General features: G+C 63.7%; 16 protein-coding genes. 14 read left to right on the top strand and 2 right to left on the bottom strand.

Annotated elements, in window-relative coordinates; translation table 11 throughout:
- From VHB27_RS15980 to VHB27_RS16030, 11 genes are all read left to right on the top strand, one after another.
- On the top strand, positions 1-437 hold a 437-nt coding region (locus VHB27_RS15980), incomplete at its 5' end, for an NAD(P)/FAD-dependent oxidoreductase (RefSeq protein ID WP_325602214.1).
- Positions 438-440: 3 nt separating this feature from the next.
- Positions 441-1,799: an LLM class flavin-dependent oxidoreductase gene (locus VHB27_RS15985; protein WP_325602216.1), complete on the top strand. Its 1,359-nt coding sequence runs from the start codon at positions 441-443 to the stop codon at positions 1,797-1,799.
- Positions 1,800-2,040: 241 nt separating this feature from the next.
- On the top strand, positions 2,041-3,333 hold the full coding sequence (locus VHB27_RS15990) for an NtaA/DmoA family FMN-dependent monooxygenase (protein ID WP_325602218.1): 1,293 nt from the start codon (positions 2,041-2,043) through the stop codon (positions 3,331-3,333).
- Positions 3,334-3,355: 22 nt separating this feature from the next.
- Positions 3,356-4,942 (top strand): ABC transporter substrate-binding protein, encoded by a 1,587-nt coding sequence (locus VHB27_RS15995; RefSeq protein WP_325602221.1) that lies wholly within the window; start codon positions 3,356-3,358, stop codon positions 4,940-4,942.
- A 282-nt stretch (positions 4,943-5,224) separates the two neighbouring features.
- Positions 5,225-6,883, top strand: coding sequence for a peptide ABC transporter substrate-binding protein (locus VHB27_RS16000; RefSeq protein WP_325602223.1), 1,659 nt, complete (start codon positions 5,225-5,227; stop codon positions 6,881-6,883).
- A 22-nt stretch (positions 6,884-6,905) separates the two neighbouring features.
- The gene (locus VHB27_RS16005; RefSeq protein WP_325602228.1) at positions 6,906-7,856 is read left to right on the top strand and encodes an ABC transporter permease; all 951 of its coding nucleotides are present in this window, start codon (positions 6,906-6,908) and stop codon (positions 7,854-7,856) included.
- On the top strand, positions 7,853-8,722 hold the full coding sequence (locus VHB27_RS16010) for an ABC transporter permease (protein ID WP_325602230.1): 870 nt from the start codon (positions 7,853-7,855) through the stop codon (positions 8,720-8,722). The genes VHB27_RS16005 and VHB27_RS16010 overlap by 4 nt, the downstream gene beginning before the upstream one ends.
- Positions 8,723-8,738: 16 nt before the next feature.
- Positions 8,739-10,115 carry an aminotransferase gene (locus VHB27_RS16015; RefSeq protein WP_325602232.1) on the top strand — a complete coding sequence of 459 codons (1,377 nt, stop codon included), beginning with the start codon at positions 8,739-8,741 and terminating at the stop codon, positions 10,113-10,115.
- 1 nt (position 10,116) lies between these two features.
- A complete protein-coding gene (locus VHB27_RS16020) occupies positions 10,117-11,445 on the top strand; it encodes an NAD(P)/FAD-dependent oxidoreductase (RefSeq protein ID WP_325602234.1) in 1,329 nt (442 codons plus the stop codon).
- Positions 11,436-12,446 carry an ABC transporter ATP-binding protein gene (locus VHB27_RS16025; protein ID WP_325602236.1) on the top strand — a complete coding sequence of 337 codons (1,011 nt, stop codon included), beginning with the start codon at positions 11,436-11,438 and terminating at the stop codon, positions 12,444-12,446. Before VHB27_RS16020 ends, VHB27_RS16025 begins: the two co-directional genes overlap by 10 nt.
- On the top strand, positions 12,443-13,465 hold the full coding sequence (locus tag VHB27_RS16030) for an ABC transporter ATP-binding protein (protein ID WP_325602238.1): 1,023 nt from the start codon (positions 12,443-12,445) through the stop codon (positions 13,463-13,465). The genes VHB27_RS16025 and VHB27_RS16030 overlap by 4 nt, the downstream gene beginning before the upstream one ends.
- Before the next feature lie 38 nt (positions 13,466-13,503).
- Here VHB27_RS16030 and VHB27_RS16035 read toward each other — a convergent pair whose 3' ends face one another.
- Positions 13,504-14,868: an LLM class flavin-dependent oxidoreductase gene (locus VHB27_RS16035; RefSeq protein WP_325602240.1), complete on the bottom strand. Its 1,365-nt coding sequence runs from the start codon at positions 14,866-14,868 to the stop codon at positions 13,504-13,506.
- 58 nt (positions 14,869-14,926) lie between these two features.
- Positions 14,927-15,874 carry an extracellular solute-binding protein gene (locus tag VHB27_RS16040; RefSeq protein WP_325602243.1) on the bottom strand — a complete coding sequence of 316 codons (948 nt, stop codon included), beginning with the start codon at positions 15,872-15,874 and terminating at the stop codon, positions 14,927-14,929.
- Positions 15,875-16,463: 589 nt separating this feature from the next.
- Here VHB27_RS16040 and VHB27_RS16045 point away from each other — a divergent pair.
- Genes VHB27_RS16045 through VHB27_RS16055 form a run of 3 tightly spaced genes read left to right on the top strand, consistent with a single transcriptional unit; the run spans position 16,464 to position 21,266 of the window.
- On the top strand, positions 16,464-18,512 hold the full coding sequence (locus tag VHB27_RS16045; protein WP_325602246.1) for a hydantoinase/oxoprolinase family protein: 2,049 nt from the start codon (positions 16,464-16,466) through the stop codon (positions 18,510-18,512).
- Between the two features lie 6 nt (positions 18,513-18,518).
- Positions 18,519-20,177 carry a hydantoinase B/oxoprolinase family protein gene (locus tag VHB27_RS16050; protein ID WP_325602248.1) on the top strand — a complete coding sequence of 553 codons (1,659 nt, stop codon included), beginning with the start codon at positions 18,519-18,521 and terminating at the stop codon, positions 20,175-20,177.
- 51 nt (positions 20,178-20,228) lie between these two features.
- The gene (locus tag VHB27_RS16055; RefSeq protein WP_325602250.1) at positions 20,229-21,266 is read left to right on the top strand and encodes an extracellular solute-binding protein; all 1,038 of its coding nucleotides are present in this window, start codon (positions 20,229-20,231) and stop codon (positions 21,264-21,266) included.
- The last annotated feature ends 135 nt before the right edge of the window (positions 21,267-21,401 follow it).

Here is a 21,401-nt window from a genome sequence, read left to right on the forward strand (position 1 = left end):
AAGCCGGACGGATCACGATGTACTGCCGCATCGATCAACAGGACCGGCTGGTGTTCGGCGGGCGCGGGCCGATGTGTCCGACCGATGGCGCGGATCGGCTGCCGATGCTGACACGCTACGCGGAACGTTTGTGGCCGGCGCTGCAGGGAACCCGCTGGACCCATGGATGGAACGGGTGCGTGGCGGTGACCCCCGACCACTGGCCGCATTTGCACGTGCTGGCGCCCGGGTTGTTCGCCTGCCTGGGATACAATGGGCGCGGCGTGGCGCTGTCCACCGCCATGGGCGGCCAACTCGCGCGCCGCTTGATCGATCCGGATGCGGACCTTGACATGCCCATCTCCGATCTGCGCCCGATGGCACTGCACCGGTTCTGGCCGCTGGGCGTGCGCGCGGCAGTGGCGAAAGGCCGGGTGCTGGATCGGTTCGGTCTGTAGCCCATGACCCGCGCCCCCCGCATGTTGAGCCTGGGCGCGTTCATCTACCCGACCGGGCATCACATCGCGGCGTGGCGGCAGCGCGATGCCTGTGCCGAGGCGGGGGTCGATTTCGAACATTACGTCCGGCTCGCTCGGGCTGCCGAACGCGGGCTGTTCGACATGATGTTCCTGGCCGACAGCCTGGCCGTGCTGCCGCGGCAGGGTGAGACCATGGCCGCGGTGTCCCGTATTGCGCATTTCGGCCATTTCGAACCGCTGACCCTGTTGTCCGCCCTGGCCGCGCGCACCACCCATCTCGGGTTGGTTGCAACCGTTACCACTACGTATAACGAACCCTATCACGTGGCCCGCAAATTCGCCTCGCTGGACCAGATCAGCGGCGGGCGCGCGGGGTGGAACCTGGTCACCTCGGCCAGCCCCGACGAAGCCTTCAACTTCAGCCGCGACGTGCATCCGCAACACGCCGACCGGTATCGGCGCGCCCGCGCGTTCGCCGAGGTCGTGCAGGGCCTGTGGGACAGTTGGGACGATGATGCCTTCGTGCGCGACAAGGCCGGCGGCCTGTTCTTCGTGCCGGACCGGATGCACGTCCTCGATCATCACGATCCGTATTTTTCCGTGCGCGGGCCGCTAAACGTTCCGCGCTCGCCGCAGGGGGCGCCGGTACTTGTGCAGGCGGGGTCATCCGACGACGGCAAGGACCTGGCCGCGGAGACGGCGGAGGTCGTATTCACCGCGCATCAAGGGGTGGAGCCGGCGCGTGCCTTCTATGCCGACGTCAAGGCGCGGGCGGCGCGGGCCGGGCGCGATCCCGACTCGATCCGGATCATGCCCGGCGTGTTCCCGGTGATCGGTCGCACCGAACCGGAAGCGCGGGAACGATATGAGGAACTGCAGGCGCTCATTGCGCCCGAAGTCGCGGTGACATTGCTGTCGCGCATGACCGGCGTCGATTTCTCGCCGTATCCGATCGACGGCCCCGTGCCGGCGCTGCCGGAGGTGATTGGCGGCAAGAGCCGTTCGGCCATGCTCAATGCCCTGGCGCGAGAGCAAGACCTGACCGTTCGCCAACTGGCCCTGCGTATCGCCGGCGCGCGCGGGCATTGGCAAATCGTTGGCACCCCCTCCCAGATCGTCGACCAGCTGGAACACTGGTTCCGCGCCGGCGCCGCCGACGGGTTCAACGTGATGCCGCCGGTGCTGCCGCAGGGGCTGGACGATTTCGTCGATCATGTTGTGCCGGAGCTGCAACGGAGAGGCCTGTTCCGCACGGCCTATGCCGGGCGGACGTTGCGGGCCCATCTGGGGCTGACGCCGCCGGCGAACGGGTTCACGCGGCGGGCGCCGGCGCAGAGATAAAAAATTTCGCCATATTTTTTCAATGGCGTTGCATACGAAGGCCGGGAGTGTATGATTTCACCATAATGCTGGTACGGACCGGGACTGGCCCAGCAAGGCCCGTACCAAAAGGGAGGCGACGCCGTATCGTCGGGCGGCCTGATATAGGCGGCTCTGTACTGGAGAGGGTTGTTGCGATGCCGGATGTGTTTGCGGGCCAGCGCCGCAGCCGGCACCCGTGCGGCCCCCGAAGAGGCGACAGATGGTCAAGATGCTGCATTTCGCCTGGTTCGGTGCACCCGGTGCGCATTACTGGAACGTTCCGTCCGCCGGCATCTACGACTGGCGCCGCGGTGATCTTTACATGGACATCGCCCGGCTGTGCGAGCGCGCCTTCATGGACATGGTGCTGTTCGCCGATATTCCCGCCATCCCCGCCACCTATGGCGACAGCAACGACCACTATGTGAAGCACGGGCTGGAGGTGCATCTCGATCCCGCACCGATCCTGGCGATGATGGGCGGCGCCACCCGCCATATCGGCCTCGGTGCCACCCTATCCACGAGCCTGTATCCGCCGTTCCTGCTGGCGCGCATGATGGGGACCCTCGATCACCTGACCGGCGGGCGGTCCGCGTGGAACGTCGTGACCTCGGCCAACGCCACGGCGGCGCAGAATTTCGGCCAGAATGAGCTGCCGGAGCACGACGAGCGCTATAATATCGCCGATGAATACCTGGATCTGGTGCGCAGGCTGTGGGACAGTTGGGCGACCGACGCTGTCCTGGAAGACCGGGAACGGAATGTCTTCGCCGATCCCGCCAAGGTGAAGCCCATCCATTTTGCCGGCAAGTATTTCCGCTCCCGCGGGCCGCTGAACCTGCCGGCGCTGCCGCAACGGCATCCGGTGATCATCATGGCCGGCACCTCGCCGCGCGGCCAGCAGTTCGCGGTAACCAACGCCGACATGGTGATCGCGCACAAGAACAGCGTGCAGGACATGCGCGCCTACTCGACCCGCTTGCGCAACCAGCTCACGGCTGCCGGGCGCGATCCCGCGAGTTGCAAGGTCTTCTTCTCCATCAAGCCGGTGATGGGCGACACGCCCGCCATGGCGCAGGAGAAATGGGCGCAGAACTATGAAAAGGCCGATGCCGAATCCGGCCTGAGTTATCTTTCGGCCATGATCGGAATTGATTTCAGTAAATACGACCTCGACAAGCCGCTGCCACCTGACCTGCCCGTGCAGGGAATGATCGGCAAGCTGCTGCAATATACCGAAGCCAAGAAGGACATGACGCTGCGCGAAATCGCCAAGCATGAGGGGATGCACGAAACCTTCCCCATCTGTGGCACGCCGGAGCAGGTCGCCGACATCATAGAACAGACAGCCATCGAAGGTGGTGCGGACGGCTTCCATTTCCGCGTCAAGGTGGGCGACTTCCAGTACCTGACCGAGATCGTGACGAAGCTGATGCCCATTCTGCAGCGGCGCGGCCTGGCGCGCACCAGCTATGCCGGCCCCACGTTGCGCGAAAACCTGTTCGCCTTCTGACGCATCATCGGAGACAGGAAAAATGGAACGACGGCGTTTTCTGGGGTCTGCGGCCAGCCTGGCGGCCGGGCTTGCCGCCCCGCGCGTGGCATCCGCCGCGGCGCAAAACACGCTCAAGTTCAAGCCGGGCGGCGACCTGATGATCCTGGACCCGATCTGGACCACGGCGTTCAGCACCCGCTATCTGGCGCTGATGAGCTACGACACGCTGTACGGGCTCGACAGCAAACTCAATCCGCATCCGCAGATGGTCGCGGGTCATGTCGTGGAGAACGACAACAAGCAATGGCGTCTGACCCTGCGCGATGGATTGAAGTTCCACGATGGCGAGCCTGTCCTTGCACGGGATGTCGTCGCCAGCATCAAACGCTGGGGCGCGCGTGATGGGTTCGGTCAGGTGCTGATGGCGGCAACGGACGACATCTCCGCCGCCTCCGACAAGGAGGTCGTGTTTCGCCTGAAGCACCCATTCCCGCTGCTGCCGAACGCCCTGGCAAAGAGCACCAGCTATGTGCCGGTGATCATGCCGGCGCGCCTGATCGCTGACCCCGCCAAGCAGGTGACCGAGGTGGTGGGCAGCGGACCCTATCGCTACATCGCCGGCGAGCGCGTCAGCGGCGTGAGGTCGGTCTGGCAGAAGTTCGCCGGCTACGTGCCACGCCCCGGCAGCAAGACGGAATTCACCTCCGGCCCGAAGATTCCCAGAGTGGAACGTATCGAGTTCACCGTGATCCCCGATGCGTCGACCGCGGCCAATGCCCTGATCACCGGCGAGATCGATTGGTACGACGATATCCTGTTCGACCTGATCCCGGTCCTGAAGCGGTCGCCGGAGGTCATCGTCTCCACGGATGTCACCCCGACCGGCTATATGGGGATCATGCGGTTCAACCATCTGCAGCCACCGTTCGACAATCCGGCGATCCGCCGCGCCGTGCTGGGCGCCGTCAACCAGACCGAGATCGGGGAGGCCATCGGTGGGTCGGATCATGCGCTGTGGCAGGACAAGGTGGGGGTGTTCTGTCCGAACTCGCCCATGGCGTCCGACGCGGGGATGGAGGCGCTGACCAGCAAGCGCGACTACGACAAGGTGAAGCGGGAATTGGCCGCGGCAGGCTACAAGGGCGAGAAGGTCATCTACCTGTCCGCATCGGACAATTACGGCATGTCGCAGCAGGATCTGGTGGGGGCAGACCAGATGCGCCGCGCCGGACTCGATATCGATATCGTATCGCTCGATTTCGGAACGTGGCTGCAACGGCGGGCCAACCCTGGCCCGCCGGCCAAAGGCGGATGGAATGTCACCGACACCTATCTGCCTGGACTGGAGCTGTGGGATCCGGCGGTCAACCTGGCCTTGCGCGGCAACGGCATGGCGGCGTGGCCCGGCTGGCCCACCAGCCCGGCACTGGAATCGCTGCGCGCGGATTGGTTCGTGGCCCCGGATGAAGCCGCCCGCAAGGAGATCTGCCGCAAGATGCAGTTGCAGGCGTGGCAGGACGTGCCATTCATCCCCACTTGCCGGTGGAGCGCGATTTCCGCCTATCGCAAGACCCTGACCGGCGTGCTGTCCGGCATGCCGTTGTTCTACAACGTGTCGAAGGCCTGAGCGCGCCAGTGACCGTTGCGCCGAACCCGCGCCGATCGTCCGTGCGCAACTCGATCCGGCGAAGGGCGGACTGCCGCACATTGGGAATCTGAAGTTGCACAAGTAAGCGTCTTGAAATGTACGGCGACACGAACGACATCGATCTCCTTTGTCCGGTCTGTACTGCGACCGGGATCCCATAATTCGAACTTATCGGCGGGTACCGAATTCCGATTGGACACGCTGGATGCCCGCTGAGACGATCGGACAAGAGCACCGCCATGCGACATGGAGGAATGGCCCATGGGCCGGGGCGACGACCATCATCCCAGACTGATCCTGCCCCGCCGCGCCCTGTTTCAAGGGGCGGGCATGGCGACACTCGCTGCTGCTTGGCAACCGACGAGAGCCGCGGTGCCCGAGGGGCCCCCGAAGGGGCAGATCATCGTTGGCCTCTCGCAGGAGCCGACGCGCTTCCACCCGTTGCGGGCTCATATCGAAGTCGACGATGGCGTGCACCTGAATCTGTTCAGCGCGCTTTGGCGCATTTCGCCCGACGGGACCTTCGTCCCGGACCTTGCCACGGAGGTCCCGTCGATTGCCAACGGCGGTATTTCCAGGGACGGATTGACCTGGCGAGTAAAGTTGCGCAGTGACGTCACCTGGCACGATGGTGCACCATTCTCGGCCGAGGATGTGAAGTTCACCCTGGACCTCATCCGGAACCCGAACTTCCCCGCGATGTCCCGTTCCGGCCACAATATGGTTCAGGATATCAAGGTGTTGAGCCCGACCGAGCTGACCTGGACCATGGAGCAGGTCTATGCGCCCTATTTCGCCATTCTGGCCTGGACGCAGATCGTACCAAAGCACGTGCCGGGCGCGGCGGCCGAAGGGCAGGATGTATCGTTCAACAACCTTCCGATCGGCACTGGTCCCTTCAAGTGGGGTGAGCGCCGCCCCGGTGACTATGTAAGCCTGGTCGCCAATGAAAAGTTCTATGGAGACGGTCCGCACGTTGCAAGGCTGGTGTTCAAATACATTCCGGATATGACCGGATTGAAGACCCAGTTCGTCACGGGTGCCATCGACGTGCTTGGAATCGCCGGGATCACCCCGGACAACCTCGACGAGGTCAAGGCGGTACCGGGGCTGAAGCTTTATGCGGCACCATCGGGTTACCTGACCAGTTTCATGTTCAACAACGGCCTTCCGGTGTTCCAGGATCCGGCGGTGCGCGAGGCGCTCTACTTGTCGATGGACAAGGATGCGATCCTTAACGACATCTTCTACGGCAACGACATCCCGACCGAATCGTACCTGCCGCAGCAGTCCTGGGCCTATGATCCGAACCTGCCCAAGCACGTTTTTGATGTCGCCAAGGCGAATGCGCTGCTCGATCAGGCGGGCTGGAAGCACGGCTCGGACGGAATACGGAAAAAGAACGGCGTGCGACTAAGCTTCGATTGTTCCACGGTTGCGGGAAACCACCTGCGTGAGCAGACGCAGCAGTTCCTGCAACAGGGGTGGCAGAAAATTGGCGCGGAACTTTCCATCAAGAACTACCCGGCGGCGGTGGTCTGGGGCGATTTCTGGCGCAAGAGCCAATTCCAGTCCACGATCGTTGGCGCCATTTTCTCGATCGGTTCCGATCCGGACGCCAGCGACCGGCTTGGGAGCTGGAATATTCCGGTCAAGACCGGAACCGGCAGCAATACGATGCAATATGCCAATCTCGAGGTGGACAGGCTTCTGCATGAGAGCGTGGCAACGCTCGACCAGGAGAAGCGCCGCCAGAATTATTGGCGGGTGCAGGAACTGGTGCGCAAGGATCTGCCATTCTTGCCAATCGCGCAACAAAAGAGCACCGAGGGCACCAAGGTGAAGGTGCAGGGATATCAACCCAACATCAACTACCGCTCCAACTGCTGGAACGCTCGGGACTGGAAATGGAGCGCCTGAGGTCGAAAGCGGGGCCACGCGCATGACGGCGTTCCTGGTGCGCCGGCTGGCGCAGAGTGTCCTGTTGCTTTGGTTGGTGACATTGATTGGCTTTTCCGTACTGCACCTTGCACCGGGGGGGCCGCTTTCGCAGTTCGCCAACACGCCGGGCATGAGCGAAGCGGATTTGAAACGACTTGCCGTGCGCATGGGGTTGGACCGGCCGCTGCCGTTCCAGTACCTCCATTGGGTCGGCAATCTCCTGCGCGGCAACTGGGGTCACTCCTACCGGGATGACTCGCCGGTGCTGGCGGTCATCTTCTCTCGGATCGGCGCCACGTTGGAGCTGATGTGCGCGGCGACCCTCATTGCCGTGCTGCTGGGCGGCGTCATCGGAGCGATCGGCGCGGTGCGGCGCTACTCGCTGTTCGATCAGATCGTAACGGTGGGCGCCATGGTTGCGCTGTCCGTACCGACCTTCTGGTTCGGGCTCGTTGTGATCTATGTCTTTTCTGTCCGGCTTGGATGGCTGCCGCCGGGCAATGCCGGACCGCCAGGCGGCGGCTCTTTGCTGGTGTTTCTGCATCATCTCATCGGCCCCGCCCTCGTGCTCGGCCTGGTCACGACGGCAACCTGGAGCCGGTTCATGCGCTCGGCCATGCTGGAGGTGATCGGACAGGATTACATCCGCACAGCACGCGCAAAGGGCATGCCCGACCGCATCGTGATGATGCGGCACATCTTGCGCAATGCGCTGCTGCCGATGATCACCGTGGCCGGGTTGGAACTACCGACACTCCTGGGCGGCGCCCTGGTCACGGAGACAGTGTTCACCTGGCCGGGCATGGGGCGGCTGTTCCTGGATTCGCTCGGGTATCGCGACTACCCCGTGGTGATGGGACTGCTCGTGCTGTCGGCCATCATGGTGATCGGCGGCAACCTCCTGGCCGACGTCCTGTACGTCGTGGCCGATCCGCGGATCCGCCTCTCTTGAGCGCGTCGGCGATCGCCGCGTCGCGTCCGCGCTGGCCTGTCCTGCACCGGTTCGCCCGCCACAGGCTCGCGCTGATCGGCGTCGGCATCATCGTGCTGCTGGTCCTGGCCTGTGCGATCGGCCCGAGCTTCGTGCCTTACAACGAGTTCCAGATCGACATACGGCATCGGTTCCAGCCGCCCTTCGCCGGGCCGCATCTGCTGGGCACCGACGAACTGGGGCGCGACCTGCTGGCGCGATTGCTGATGGCGGGCCGCATCTCCCTCTCCCTGGGCTGCGCCGCCATGATGATCAGCGTCGGCGTCGGGACCGTCGTCGGGACGGTCGCCGGCTTCTATGGCGGACTGGTAGGCGACGTCCTGATGCGTCTGGTGGACGCGGTGCTTTGCTTTCCTTCGATCTTTCTGCTGCTCACCCTTGCCGCGCTGGTCAACCCCGGTGTGCTGGCGATCACGCTCATCATCGCGCTGACCTCTTGGATGGAAGTCGCACGGATGGCCCAGGCGCAGATACGCGGGCTTGTGGCCCGGGACTTCACCGCAGCGGCGGTCGTGATCGGTTCGGGCAACGGAAGAATCATGTTTCGCGAGCTGCTGCCGAACGCCGTTGCCCCGATCCTGGTGGCAGCCACGCTGATCGTGGCGCGGGCGATCCTGCTGGAATCCTATGTAAGCTTCCTGGGTTACGGTATCCAGCCGCCCATCGCGAGCTGGGGCAACATGCTCGAGAAGGCGCAGCAATACCTGACGACCGCACCGTGGCTTGCACTTCTGCCCGGGATCGCGGTCACCCTCGCCGTGACTAGCTTCAATTTCCTGGGCGACGGGCTGCGGGACGCACTCGATCCCCGTTCCCCTCACGCCTGATGCCGGAGGCCCTGTGATGACAAACCCGCTTGCGAACAGCATCCACGCGCGAGACATCGCCGCCGTGCTGCATCCCTACACCCATGCCCGCCGGCATCTCGAGACCGGCCCGCACATCATGGAGCGCGGCCGCGGGATCGAGGTCGTGGACGATGCGGGCAACACCTTCCTGGAGGGCGCATCCGCGCTGTGGTGCGCATCACTTGGTTTCGGCAACGAACGCCTGGCCCGCGTGGCGTACGAGGCCATGCGGCAGATTGGCTACTACCACGTGTTTCGCGGCGCCTCGAACGAGCACGCGATCAACCTGTGCGAACATCTGCTGAGCATCGCGCCCGTGCCGATGTCCAAAGTGCTTCTGCAGTGTTCGGGATCGGAAGCCAATGATTCCGCCCTGAAGCTGGTCTGGTACCACTGGAACGCGCAGGATCGGCCGGAAAAGCGGAAGATCATTTCGCGGCGGGACAGCTACCACGGTTCGACCGTCGCGACGATCTGCCTGACCGGAATTCCCAGCTTCCATACCGGCTTCGGCATGCCGTACAGCGATTTCCTCTACACCTCCTGCCCGCATTACTATCGTGACCATATCGAGGGAGAAACGGAGGAGCAGTTCTCGACCCGCATGGCCGAAGAGCTGGAGGCGCTGATCCTGCGTGAAGGCCCAGACACGATCGGCGCCTTCTGGGCCGACCCGATCCAGGGTGGAGGCGCGGGGGCGCTGCCGCCGCCCGCCGGATATTTCGACAAGATCCAGGCAGTGCTGCGCAAATACGACATCCTGATGGTGGCGGACGAGGTCATCTGCGGGTTCGGCCGTACCGGCCAGATGTGGGGCAGTCAGACCTGCGGCGTGGAGCCCGATATCGTGACCTGTGCGAAGGCCCTGTCGGCGGCGATGCAGCCGATCTCGGCCGTGCTGATGAACGAACGGATTTTCCAGTCGATCCTGGTCCAGAGCGACCGGCTCGGCAGTTTCGTGCACGGTTTCACCTATGCCGGGCATCCGGTGGCCTCTGCGGTCGCGCTGGAAACGTTGCGGATCTATGAGGAAATGGACCTCGTGCGGCGTGTGCAGGCGCTGGAACCGGTGTTCCTGGGGGCGCTGGCCGAACTGAAATCGCACCCGCTGGTCGGCGACGTGTCCGGACGCGGTCTGATGGCGGGTGTGGAACTGGTGCGCGACAAGGCGACGCGCTCGTCCTTCGCGCCCGACGTCAAGCCGGGGGAGCGCGTGGACGCGCAGGCGCGCCGCCACGGCCTGATCCTGCGGGCCACGGCCAACCGCGTCGCGATCGCCCCGCCGCTGGTCATCACCGAATCGGAAATCCACGTGCTGGTCGCACGACTGCGCGCGGCGTTGGACGACGTAGCAGCCGACCTGGGCCTCTGAGATGCCCTCCACGGTCGCCGCGATTGCGAGCGAGGGCACTCTGCCGCACAAGGCGGACGTCGTGGTGATCGGTGGCGGGATCATGGGCGTGTCCGCCGCCTATTACCTCGCCAGGAAGGGCCATTCGGTGGCCCTGGTGGAGAAGGGCCAGATCGGCGCGGAGCAATCGAGCCGCAATTGGGGCTGGTGCCGCCTGACGGGCCGCAGCGTGCCGGAACTGGAGATCGCGCGCCTCAGCCTCTCGCAATGGTCCAGCCTTGCCGGAGAGACGGGCCGCAACCTTGGCTTTCGCCGGACCGGATTGCTGGTCGTCACCGACGACCCGGCGGAACTCGCGGGCTGGGAGCGATGGGAGCAGATCGCCCGCGAGCGTCAGCTCGACGGGCGGGTGCTCAGTTCGGGGGAGGTGGCGAAGCTGCTGCCGCAGGCCGGAAAGACCTGGCTTGGCGGCCTCTATTCCCCGACGGACGGTTGCGCCGAACCATTCCTCGCCGCCCCCGCGATCGCCGAGGCGGCGCGCGCACTGGGGGCGACGCTGCATCAGAACGTCGCCGCGCGCGGCCTGGAAACTGAAGCCGGGCGAGTTTCCGGCGTGGTCACCGAGGCGGGGCTGATTCGAACCAGCGCCGTGCTGTGCGCGGGCGGGGCCTGGACGTCCATGTTCTGCCGCCATCACGGCATCAGCCTGCCGCAGGCCGGGGTGTTTGCCTCGGCGTGCCGGACGGAACGCGCGCTGGAAGTGACGGCGGGCGGCGTGTCGGCCGGTCAATATGCATTTCTGCGGCGCCTGGATGGGGGCTACACGGTTGCCGTCGCCGGCGGCGGCCGCGTCGAACTGACCCCGCAGGGCCTGCGCTATGGCAAGCAGTTCCTGCCACTGTTCCTGCGCCGCCGACGCAAGTTGCGACTCAGCGTTGGACGTTCGTTCTTTCGTGGGCCGGAGTCCGCCGCGCGTTGGACCTTGGACGCCCCATCGCCCTTCGAGGCGATACGGGTCCTCGACCCTCCCGCGGACAACCGGCTGATCGCCGCCGCCATGGCGCGTTTCCGGGCCGACTACCCGGCGCTGGCCGGACTGAAAGTGGCGCAGAGCTGGGGCGGGTTCATCGATTCCATCCCCGACGCGCGGCCGGTGATTTCCGCGGTCGAGAAGCTTCCTGGTTTTTTCCTCGCTACGGGCGGCAGTGGCCACGGGTTCGGCATGGGACCGGGATGTGGCCGGCTGGCGGCCGATCTTGTTGCCGGCGACAATCCGGAGATCGATCCGACTCCGTTTCGGTTTAGCCGATTCTCGGACGGCACCAGGCTGCGGCCTTCGTTATGGGATTGAACGCGGAGCTGCTGGATGTCCGCCATCTGAACGTAAGCTTCCGGAGTTCCGCCGGCCTGGTCCCGGTGGTGCGCGACGTGTCGTTTCGCATCGGCCGCGGCGAGACCGTGGCGATCGTCGGCGAGTCCGGCAGCGGCAAGAGCGTCACCAGCCTGGCCTTGCTGGGCCTGACGCCGCCCGCGCCCGCCTGTGTCGTCAGCGGTTCGGTAACGTTGCGTGATCGTGACGGATCGGCGCTGGAATTGCTGCAGTTGTCCGATGCTGCGATGAACCGCGTCCGCGGCGTGTCGATCTCGATGGTGTTCCAGGAACCGATGTCGTCGCTCAATCCCGTGCTGACGGTGGGGGCGCAAATCGCGGAAAGCGTACGCTTCCATCAGGGACTGGACGGCCGAGCGGCGCAGGCTCGGGCGGCGGAGCTGTTGGACCTGGTTGGTATCCCCGATGCCGCGCGCCGCCTGGGCAGCTATCCGCATCAGCTCTCGGGCGGCATGCGGCAACGGGTGATGATCGCGATCGCGCTGGCGTGCGAGCCGCTGCTGCTGATCGCCGATGAACCGACCACGGCGCTGGATGTGACCATCCAGGCACAGATCCTGGAACTGTTGCGGTCGCTGCAGGACCGCACCGGTATGGCAATGATCTTCATCACCCACAATCTGGGCGTGGTCGCCGAGATCGCGCATCGGGTACTGGTGATGTACAACGGATGCATCGTGGAGCAGGCGAACGTCGTGCCGTTGTTCCGGACGCCGCTGATGCCGTACACGAAGGGCCTGCTGCGATCGGTGCCGCGACTCGACCTGGCCGGACTGCGGACCGCCGCGCTGGAGGCGATCCCGGGCCAGGTGCCCGATCCGGCATCGCCGCCGCCGGGATGCGGCTTCGCACCCCGCTGTCCGCAGTGCCACCCAGGCCTGTGCGACGCCTCCGAACCGGCGCTGGAGGAGGTCGAGGCCAGGCATCTTGTTCGCTGCTTCCGTTGGGCGGAACTGCCGTGAGCGCGCCGATCCTGGAGTTGCGCGACCTATATAAGTCGTTTCCTATCCATAACAGCCTGTTCGCGCGCGACCGCCATGTGGTCAAGGCGGTGGACGGCGTCTCGCTCGCGGTACGCCAGGGCGAGGTGCTAAGTCTCGTGGGTGAGCCGGGTTCGGGCAAGAGCACAATCGGCCGTCTGGTCCTGGGGATCGAGACGCCGACCAGCGGCACGGTCTGGTTCGATGGTGTGGAAATCAGTGCTCTGCCCCGCCGGCGCATGAGGCCGTTGCGGCAACGTATTCAGATGGTGTTCCAGGATCCTTATGCGTCGCTGAACCCACGTATGACGATCGAGGCGATTGTCGGCGCGCCGCTGGATGTACACGGGCTTGCGCGCTCGCGGGCAGAGCGGGGCCGCAGGGTGGCGGAGACGCTCCGCCTGGTCGGTTTGGTGCCCCCCCATGCGCAGCGCTATCCGCATGAATTCTCTGGCGGCCAGCGTCAGCGCATCGGGATCGCGCGTGCGCTGATCACCAATCCCGATCTGCTGATCGCCGACGAACCCGTATCTGCCCTTGATGTGTCGGTGCAGGCGCAGGTGGTCAACCTGCTGCTGGAATTGAAGACGCGGCTCGCGCTGACCGTGTTGTTCATCGCGCACGACCTTGCCGTCGTCGGACATATCTCCGATCGTATCGCCGTGATGTACATGGGACGGTTGGTGGAACTGGCGCCGACCAGGCGCTTGTTTGCCTATCCCGCGCATCCTTATACCGAAGCCCTGCTTTCGGCCGTCCCGATTCCCGACCCGACGCTCGAGCGTCGCCGCATCGTTCTGGCCGGCGATATCCCCAGCCCGCTGGACCCACCGTCCGGGTGCACGTTCCGAACCCGCTGCCCGTATGCCCTTCCAACCTGCGCGGCCCAGGTTCCGGCCTTTCGTGAACTGGAAGCTGGCCACTTCAAGGCTTGCATCAGGGACGACCTGTCGCTGCAACCGGCGCCCGGGCTGGTGGCCGACCAGACCGCGCCCCAATAGAGCCGGCGATCGAGCAAAACCGCCGGTGATCGCGACCTTCACGGCCTCCGGTATTGCGCACTGGGATGCGTCGCGGCTGTCTTCGCGCCTTTTGCGAATAGTTTCTCCCGCAGCGTCCCTTGCCCGTACTCGGTCTTGTAGAGACCCCTTCGCTGCAGTTCCGGCACGACCAACTCGACAAAGTCGGACATGGACTCCGGCTTCACGGTGACGCCGAGATTGAAGCCGTCTACGTCTGCTTCTTCCACCCATCGCTGAAGGCCATCAACTACCGTTTGCGGTGACCCGATCAGCAAGGGGTGCACGCCGTCAGGATTCAAACTGTTCGCGACATCACTCACTGTCCAAGCCTTGTCGGGGCGCGCCGCCGTAAGGTTCTCCAAAATGGATTGGATCCCGCCGTTATCCGGAAGGCCTTTGATCGGGTCGTCCAGCCGAAGGGTCGACAGGTCCGTGCCGATGAATCCCGAAAGTCTGACAAGACTCCCCGTGCGGTCGATATACCGGCTGTATTCCTGGTGTTTCCGTTGGGCTTCGGCATCGGTGGGCGCGGTGATGACCGTCAGGGACAGGAGAGCTTGGATGTCGTATGGATCGCGCCCATGTTTCATCGCCTCCTCCCGGATCTTTTTCACGCGTCTGCCGACGTTTGACGGCTGCGGGCCACTGACAAAAACGCATTCCGCGTGCTTCGCACCGAACTCCATGCCCTTGGCCGACGCGCCAGCCTGGTACAGCACCGGCGTGCGCTGGGGTGACGGTTCGCACATATGCACGGCATCCACCTTGAAATATTGGCCATCGTGCCGGATACGGTGGACCTTTGACGGGTCCGTGTAGATACAGTTTTCCCGGTCCCGCCGAACCGCCGAATCCTCCCAGCTTGATTCCCACAAGCGGTAGACGACGTCCATGTATTCCTCGGCGATGACATAGCGCTCGTCATGGCTCGTGAGCTGGACATCACCTCTGGCCTTTGCGCCACTCTCCAGATAGCCCGTAACGATGTTCCAGCCGACACGCCCGCTCGTCAGATGGTCCAGGGTCGAGATTTTGCGAGCGAACGCATAGGGCGGTTCGTCCAACACGCTGAACGTGATGCCGAATCCGAGATGGGTCGTCACCGTTGCCATGGCCGGGACAAGCAAGGACGGATCATTCTTCGGGATCATGACGGCGCCGTGTAATGCCGCCTCTGCGCTGCCGCCGTAGACATCATGTACGCCCAGGCTGTCGGCCAGGAAAATGCCGTCGAACTTTCCTTTTTCCAGAAGTTTTGCGAACTCCATCCAGTAACGCAAATCCTTATAGTCAAGGGAGTGGTCGCGCGGATGGCACCACAGACCCTGATAGGAATGGGTGACAGAGTTCATCACGAAGGCATTCAGTCGAATTTGCTTCATGCCGCATCGCCTCCTTGGAACGTCCGCCTGATCTCGGTGGTCGGCGGCGACTTTTCGGTTAGCTGCCGATTTCCCTGTTCCACGTTTCGACCCAGTCACTCCGATATTTCGAAATCTCGCCGTAAGGTGGCCAGATCAGCTCATTCATCTTGACGATGCGGGGGGCGACCTTGGGGCTGTAGACAACATCCTGGTTCGCCATGCCATAGTTCATGGCGTTACCCCAACAGGCCTCGGGAGGGGCAGAGAGACACCAGTCGATGAAGTCCCACGCGCTGTCCGGTGCATTCCGTACTTTCTGGATGACCGTCGGCGACGGAACGACGCCGGGGCGTGGCGTGATGTACCCAATGTCCGGATGGCCATGATCCGCGAAGTCATACGTGCGGCCGTCCCAGTACATGCCGATATCGACATCCCCCGACTGGATCATCCCGAGGAACTGGTTGACGTCGCTCCAAACCTCGAGATTTCCGCTCGCCTTCATGGCCTTGACCTTGTCGAGACCGGGCTGGATGTTGGTGAGCGACCCTCCACAGAGATGGGCGTAGAACCATATCACGACGAAGATCGTGCTCGGGTAGTTGATGCCGGGGATTGCGGCCCGCCACTTCCCACTGATCGTTCCGTTGATAAAATCCATCCAGCTCGTCGGAGGCTCGCGGACCGTTTGCCGGTTATAGGCGATGCCCATGGCGCCGTAATTCAGGATTGAGCCGTAACCTTTGCCGGCTGCACGGAAGTCCGGTGCTATTTGCTTGAGATGAGGCAGCCGCGCTTCGGTGAAGGGTTCGACCAGCTTCTTTTCGATCGTATCGGGGATGAGATCCACACCGTTGATCAACACGTCGATTGGCGGATCGGTGGGATTTGCCGCGATCTGGTTCAGCCATTGATTCGGTGTGCCGAGTATCAGGCTCACGGCCTGGCCGGTACGTTTCTGATACGGCTCAACATAGCAGTGGCGGAAATTCTGTTCCCAGACGCCGCCATAGACTGTGACCACAAGGCGGTTGGATGCCGCCTTCGCCGATCGCCTGGGGACAGCGGCCGATACAGCTGTGGTGGCAAGCCCACCCAGAACGGTGCGCCTTTTGGCTATTGTCAGGGAAGCCTCCTGTCGTCATTAGAAGGTGCCGCACAACAGGACCCGGGTGACGCACTGCTAGAGCATGCCGCCACTTTCCCATGGAATCCCCGTCGCTTCTGCCGGAGCGACTGTTCCGCGTCGATGAGGCCGTGTCCAAGAACAAAAACCAGGCAGGTCATAAGCCATTATTATTGGCTGGAGGGTGTCAGTGCGCTTCATCGAGACCCTGGTTCCGCTGGTGCGCCTGCAACATGCATATCCGTATCGAAGTCGGTATGACATCGTGCCCGATCCTTCGGATCGGCATCCGGGATGGCGACGCGCAAGCACCTCCGTTCGGACATAAGCCTCCCTTATAGGGTGCCAATGGTTGCATCTTTGACACCCCTGTGACGAGGCCCGACTGTCACACGGGACAGCGCCCTCCCCGGAGTGATCCGCGGGGATCGGCGAGCCCCGGTTGATGTCGTGACCGGAACATGCCGAGTGGGGGTGGCCTGTGAACATGGTCTATGTGTCGTCGGATGTGGGAGGCACATTCACCGACCTTGTCCTGATCGATCCGACCACGGGGGAAGTATGGATCGAAAAGGTTCCTTCACGCAAAGGCAGTGCGGAGGCGATCCTTGATGGCCTGGGGCGCGTGCTTGACGCGGCAGGCCGATCAGGCGAGGGCGCGGCGCGGTTCATCCATGGTTCGACGGTCGCGACCAATGCGTGGCTTACGCGCACCGGTGCCTCGGCCGCGCTTCTGGTAACCAGGGGATTTCGCGATATCCTCGAAATCGGTGACCAGCGTCGCCGGCATCTCTACAAGCTGGACCAGGTCCGCTCTCCACCTTTGGTTCCGCGCTCGCGCATCATCGAGGTTGAGGAACGCATCGACGCGTGCGGCGACGTGGTGCTCCCCCTCGGCGAGGACGAGATGGAGCGGGTCTGCGCGCAGGTCGCGTCGCTCGACATCCAGTCGGTATCTATCTCGTTCATTTTCAGCCAGGCGAATCCGCTCCACGAAAAGCTGATCGCGCGGGAACTGCAACGGCGCTTCCCTCATTTGTCGGTCTACTGTTCCTGCGACATCAATCCGGAAATCGGCGAGTACCAGCGGGCAAATACGACCGCCGTCGCGGGCTATGTCGGACCTGAGGTGGAACGATATCTTTGCGCCCTTGGCCGGGGTCTCGCCGCTTCCGGTTTCACCAGTCCGCTTCTGCTGATGCGCAGCGACGGTGGCGTGGCGACCCTGGATGCGGTCCTGGCGAACCCGACCACCATGCTCCTGTCCGGGCCGTCCGGCGGGGTGATCGCCTCGGTCGCCCTGGCGCGGGAACTCGGTTGCCGGAACGTCGTCGGTTTTGACATGGGCGGTACCTCGGCGGACTTCTCGCTCGTCTTCGACGGGGTGGCCGGTGTCTCGAATGAGCGGGTGATCGATGATCAGATCCTTAGGACCTCGATGCTCGATATCGAGACCATTTCCTCGGGCGGCGGCTCCATTGCGACTGTCGATCACGCCGGTGCGCTGCGGATCGGCCCGCAATCCGCCGGAGCGGAGCCGGGACCGGCATGCTTCGCCAAAGGCGGCATGCTCCCCACACTGACCGACGCGCTCGCCTTGATCGGGATTCTGCATCCTTCAGATTTCGGCCAGGCCAACATGCGATTCGCGCTGGAAAAGGCTGAACAGGCGATCCGCAGCCATGTCGCCGTGCCGCTCGGCCTGTCGGTGGAAGAAGCCGCCCATGGAATGATCGCCGTCGCCTGCTCGCAGATGCGCCAGGCGATCCGCGGCCTCACCATCGAGCGCGGACACGATCTGCGGGCGTTTTCGTTGGTGGCTTTCGGCGGGGCCGGGCCGATCTTCGCCGCCTTCATGGCGGAGGATCTCGAGATAAAGGAGGTCCTTATCCCGCCGCGTGCCGGCGTATTTTCCGCCTTCGGCATGCTTCTCGCCGACATACGCCACAAATACCAGCAGCCGTTTCTGGCAACCGTCGCCACCGTCGACGAAGCGGCACTGCGCGCCAGCCTTGCGCAACTTCGCATCAAGGCCGAGCAAGCGTTGGAACGGGACGGCGTTCCCGCCGACCGGTGCTTCATCAGCTTTTCCGCTGACCTTCGATATGAGGGGCAGTTTCATAATGTGCAGGTGCCTTGCGGCATAACCAAATCCGGCCTGTGGGATCTGGCGACCATGAGCCGCCGCTTCCATCACCTGCACCAGCAGATGTACGGATATTGCGACCGGACGCGTCGCATCGAATCCGTCAACCTCCGCGTCGAAGGTGTCGGTCTCGTCGAGAAGCCAACGTTTCCGAGATCAGAACAAGCGGCCGACGGCGCGCCCCTCCCTTCCGGCCACCGGCAGGTGGTTGTCGATCGGCGCGGCACGCGCGTGTCCTGTCCCGTCTATCAACGGGCGGCCCTGCTGCCCGGCCATCAGCTCGACGGCCCTGCCGTCGTGACCCAGAGGGATACTACGACCTTCGTACTTCCCGGCCAGCGCGCCAGCATCAACGCGCTGGGTGTGATCAGCATTCGCGCGGAAGGCTGAACGGACATGGCTCACTCCTTCACCTCGATCGATCGCGATGTCTTTCAAGCGCAACTGGTCGGCATCGCGGAGGAGATGTCCAGGGCGCTCCGGCGCAGCGCCTACTCTCCCATCATCTGGGACATGTACGACTATTCCTGTGCGATCTTCACGCCGGCCGGGGAGATGCTTGCTCAATCCGAGACCATTCCTGCCCAGCTCGGCACCATGTCGACAGCGCTCGAAGGTGTGCGTCGAGCCATTCCGCTGGATCGGTGGAAGATGGGGGACATCCTGATCTGCAACGATCCCTACCGCGGTTGCGCACATACCTCCGACTTCACCCTGTTCAGCCCGGTCTTCGATGGCGATACCATCGTTGCCATCACCTCGACGATTGCGCACCACATCGATGTCGGGGGCCGCTCGCCCGGTACCACCGCGCTCGACAATACGGAGATTTTCGCCGAGGGACTTGTGATCCCACCGGTCCGGCTGGTCGATGGTGGGAAGACAAGCGACGTGGTGATGGAGTTCATCAGGTCGAATGTCCGCTACCCCGACGCAACCTTGGGCGATCTGCAGGCACAGATGGCTGGCTGTCTCACTGCCGAGCGGCGGCTTGGTGAGGTCGTGGCGCGATATGGATGCCGCGGATTTGCCGATCTGGCGGAAGCGATGCTCGACTATGGCGATCGCTATACGAAAGTGATGATATCGCAGTTCCCCGACGGGGAGTATGCAGCCGAGACCCTGATCGAGGATGAGATCGCGTCGCCCGACCTCGTGCGTCTCTCGGTCAGGCTTGCCATTGCGGGCAGCCGTCTGCACATCGATTTCGCCGGCACCAGCGAGCAGCGCCCCTTCGGCCTGAACTGCCCATGGGCATCGACCGTTTCGATGGCGCGCTACGCGGCAAAATGCATGATCTCCCCGGACACGCCGCAAAATGGTGGCTTCGACAGGTCGGTCAGCATCACCGCTCCCGCCGGGTCGGTGCTCAACCCGGTCACGCCGGCCGCGGTCAGCGCGCGTCACCTCACGCAGCAGGCCGTCGCGGATGTGGTCCTCAAGGCGTTCGTCTCGGCTGCGCCGGCCTGCGGGGCCGCGGGAAGTCAGATTTCCTTTCCGGTGTTCCGCGCCGAGGGCGTCGACGACCGGCCGCGGCGGCCACGGCGCGGCGCACGGCGCTATATCATCGCCGATATCCTCGGCGGAGGAATGGGCGGATCGCCTGCCGTGGACGGGCTCAACGCGGTCGACACCCATGGCGGAAATTGCGGCCTGCTGTCAGCCGAGATCATGGAGACGATGAGCCCCATACGCGTGCTTCGGTCCGCGCTGGTTCCTGGTTCTGGCGGAGAGGGTCAGCACCGCGGCGGGCTGGCGATCGAGCGCGACTATGAGTTCCTCGCACAGACCACCACGGCGTCGGCCAAGCTGCAGCAGATGAGCGCGGCCACGGCACCTTGGGGAGCCGCCGGGGGCGGCGCGGGCGCCACGGGTTTCGCGATGCTGCAACCGGATACGTCGTCGCAGGAGCTCATTCCGGCCCGCGACCAACGCCTTGTCTTCATGCGTGGCGACACTATTCGGGTCCGTGGAGCCGGGGGTGGTGGCTATGGCGATCCGACCCTCAGAAGCGACGAGGATCGCAAGCGGGATCTCGACGAGGGATTCGTTTAGCCGGCTCCGCAGGAGCCACCGTGTCAATGCTACCGGCCAAGGAATCCGATGATGCCGCAGAAACGACTCATTCGCCGTCTGACGAGTGCGATGACGATGACCTGTCTCCTTCTTGCCCATGGAGGCGTCGCCATGGCGGCCGATCTGACCGTCGCGGCCTGGGGCGGACTATGGGAGCAGAGTCTGCGCAAATGCGTGGTGGAACCGTTCGAAAAGAAGACAGGGAAGAAGGTGGACATTGTTCTGGGTACCGTCACCCAGTGGCTGAACCAGATACAGGCCAACCCGTCTCATCCGCCAATCGACATCATCTATAATACGAGCGACGGCTCCTTCGACGCGATAGGCCACGGTCTGGTCGATCGCTTCACGCTTAAGAACGTGCCGAACATGGCCAAGCTGACCCCAGACTTCGCCAATATCGGCGGCGGCTACGGCACGGCGCACAACTACGGCGGAATGGGAATCCTTTATGACTCCAAAACAGTCAAGGATCCGCCGAAGAGCTGGAAGGAGTTCGTTGACGGCACCATCGCCGGCAAATGGAAGGCGATGATGCCGAACCTCAATCAAGGTACCACGGTGAATATGTGGCAGTTCGCCAAACTATACGGCGGCGGCATCGACAATGTGCAGCCTGGCCTCGATCGCATCAAGGCAATGCTGGAGAGCGGCAATCTGTCCTTCTGGAGCGAACCGAACCAGGTGCTCAACGCCCTCAAGAGTGGTGATGTCGATCTCGCCATGTATTGGGACGGTCGCTCCTGGGCGTTCATCGCTGACGGCAATTCGGACTACAAATACATCACGCCGGCTCCGGGTGTGGTCGTCGCGGTGACCTGGATCCAAAAGGTAAAGGGCAGCCCGGATATCGGCTGGGATTATGTGAACATGTCCCTGAGCACGGAGGCACAGACATGCTTCGGCACCGCCATGCGCTACGGGGTCGCCAACGCCCAGGTGAAGTTCACGCCACAGATCCAGGCCCTCATCACCCCCGCCGACAAGCTGATCCTGCCACCGTTCAAGGAACTGCCGGCGAAGCAATCGCAATGGGTTGAGATGTGGAACAAGCAGATCGGACGATGACGGGCGGCTTCGACGCGATGGCCGGCCAACTGGGCGCGCATCGGCAAGCGCCACACGTCCGCTGGGCAAGCCGCTGTCCGATCGAGGATGGTAGCGGAACGACGGATCTGACCTTGAACCGCAAGGGGAACGGAA

It is taken from the genome of Rhodopila sp., assembly GCF_035548235.1.
Lineage (GTDB): Bacteria > Pseudomonadota > Alphaproteobacteria > Acetobacterales > Acetobacteraceae > Rhodopila.

Coding starts and splice junctions, on each gene's coding strand:
- VHB27_RS16035 (WP_325602240.1), bottom strand. CDS start 14,868: ATGAAGCAAATTCGACTGAATGCCTTCGTGATGAACTCTGTCACCCAT.
- VHB27_RS16015 (WP_325602232.1), top strand. CDS start 8,739: ATGACAAACCCGCTTGCGAACAGCATCCACGCGCGAGACATCGCCGCC.
- VHB27_RS16000 (WP_325602223.1), top strand. CDS start 5,225: ATGGGCCGGGGCGACGACCATCATCCCAGACTGATCCTGCCCCGCCGC.
- VHB27_RS16020 (WP_325602234.1), top strand. CDS start 10,117: ATGCCCTCCACGGTCGCCGCGATTGCGAGCGAGGGCACTCTGCCGCAC.
- VHB27_RS16025 (WP_325602236.1), top strand. CDS start 11,436: ATGGGATTGAACGCGGAGCTGCTGGATGTCCGCCATCTGAACGTAAGC.
- VHB27_RS15985 (WP_325602216.1), top strand. CDS start 441: ATGACCCGCGCCCCCCGCATGTTGAGCCTGGGCGCGTTCATCTACCCG.
- VHB27_RS15995 (WP_325602221.1), top strand. CDS start 3,356: ATGGAACGACGGCGTTTTCTGGGGTCTGCGGCCAGCCTGGCGGCCGGG.
- VHB27_RS16005 (WP_325602228.1), top strand. CDS start 6,906: ATGACGGCGTTCCTGGTGCGCCGGCTGGCGCAGAGTGTCCTGTTGCTT.
- VHB27_RS15990 (WP_325602218.1), top strand. CDS start 2,041: ATGGTCAAGATGCTGCATTTCGCCTGGTTCGGTGCACCCGGTGCGCAT.
- VHB27_RS16050 (WP_325602248.1), top strand. CDS start 18,519: ATGGCTCACTCCTTCACCTCGATCGATCGCGATGTCTTTCAAGCGCAA.
- VHB27_RS16045 (WP_325602246.1), top strand. CDS start 16,464: ATGGTCTATGTGTCGTCGGATGTGGGAGGCACATTCACCGACCTTGTC.
- VHB27_RS16055 (WP_325602250.1), top strand. CDS start 20,229: ATGCCGCAGAAACGACTCATTCGCCGTCTGACGAGTGCGATGACGATG.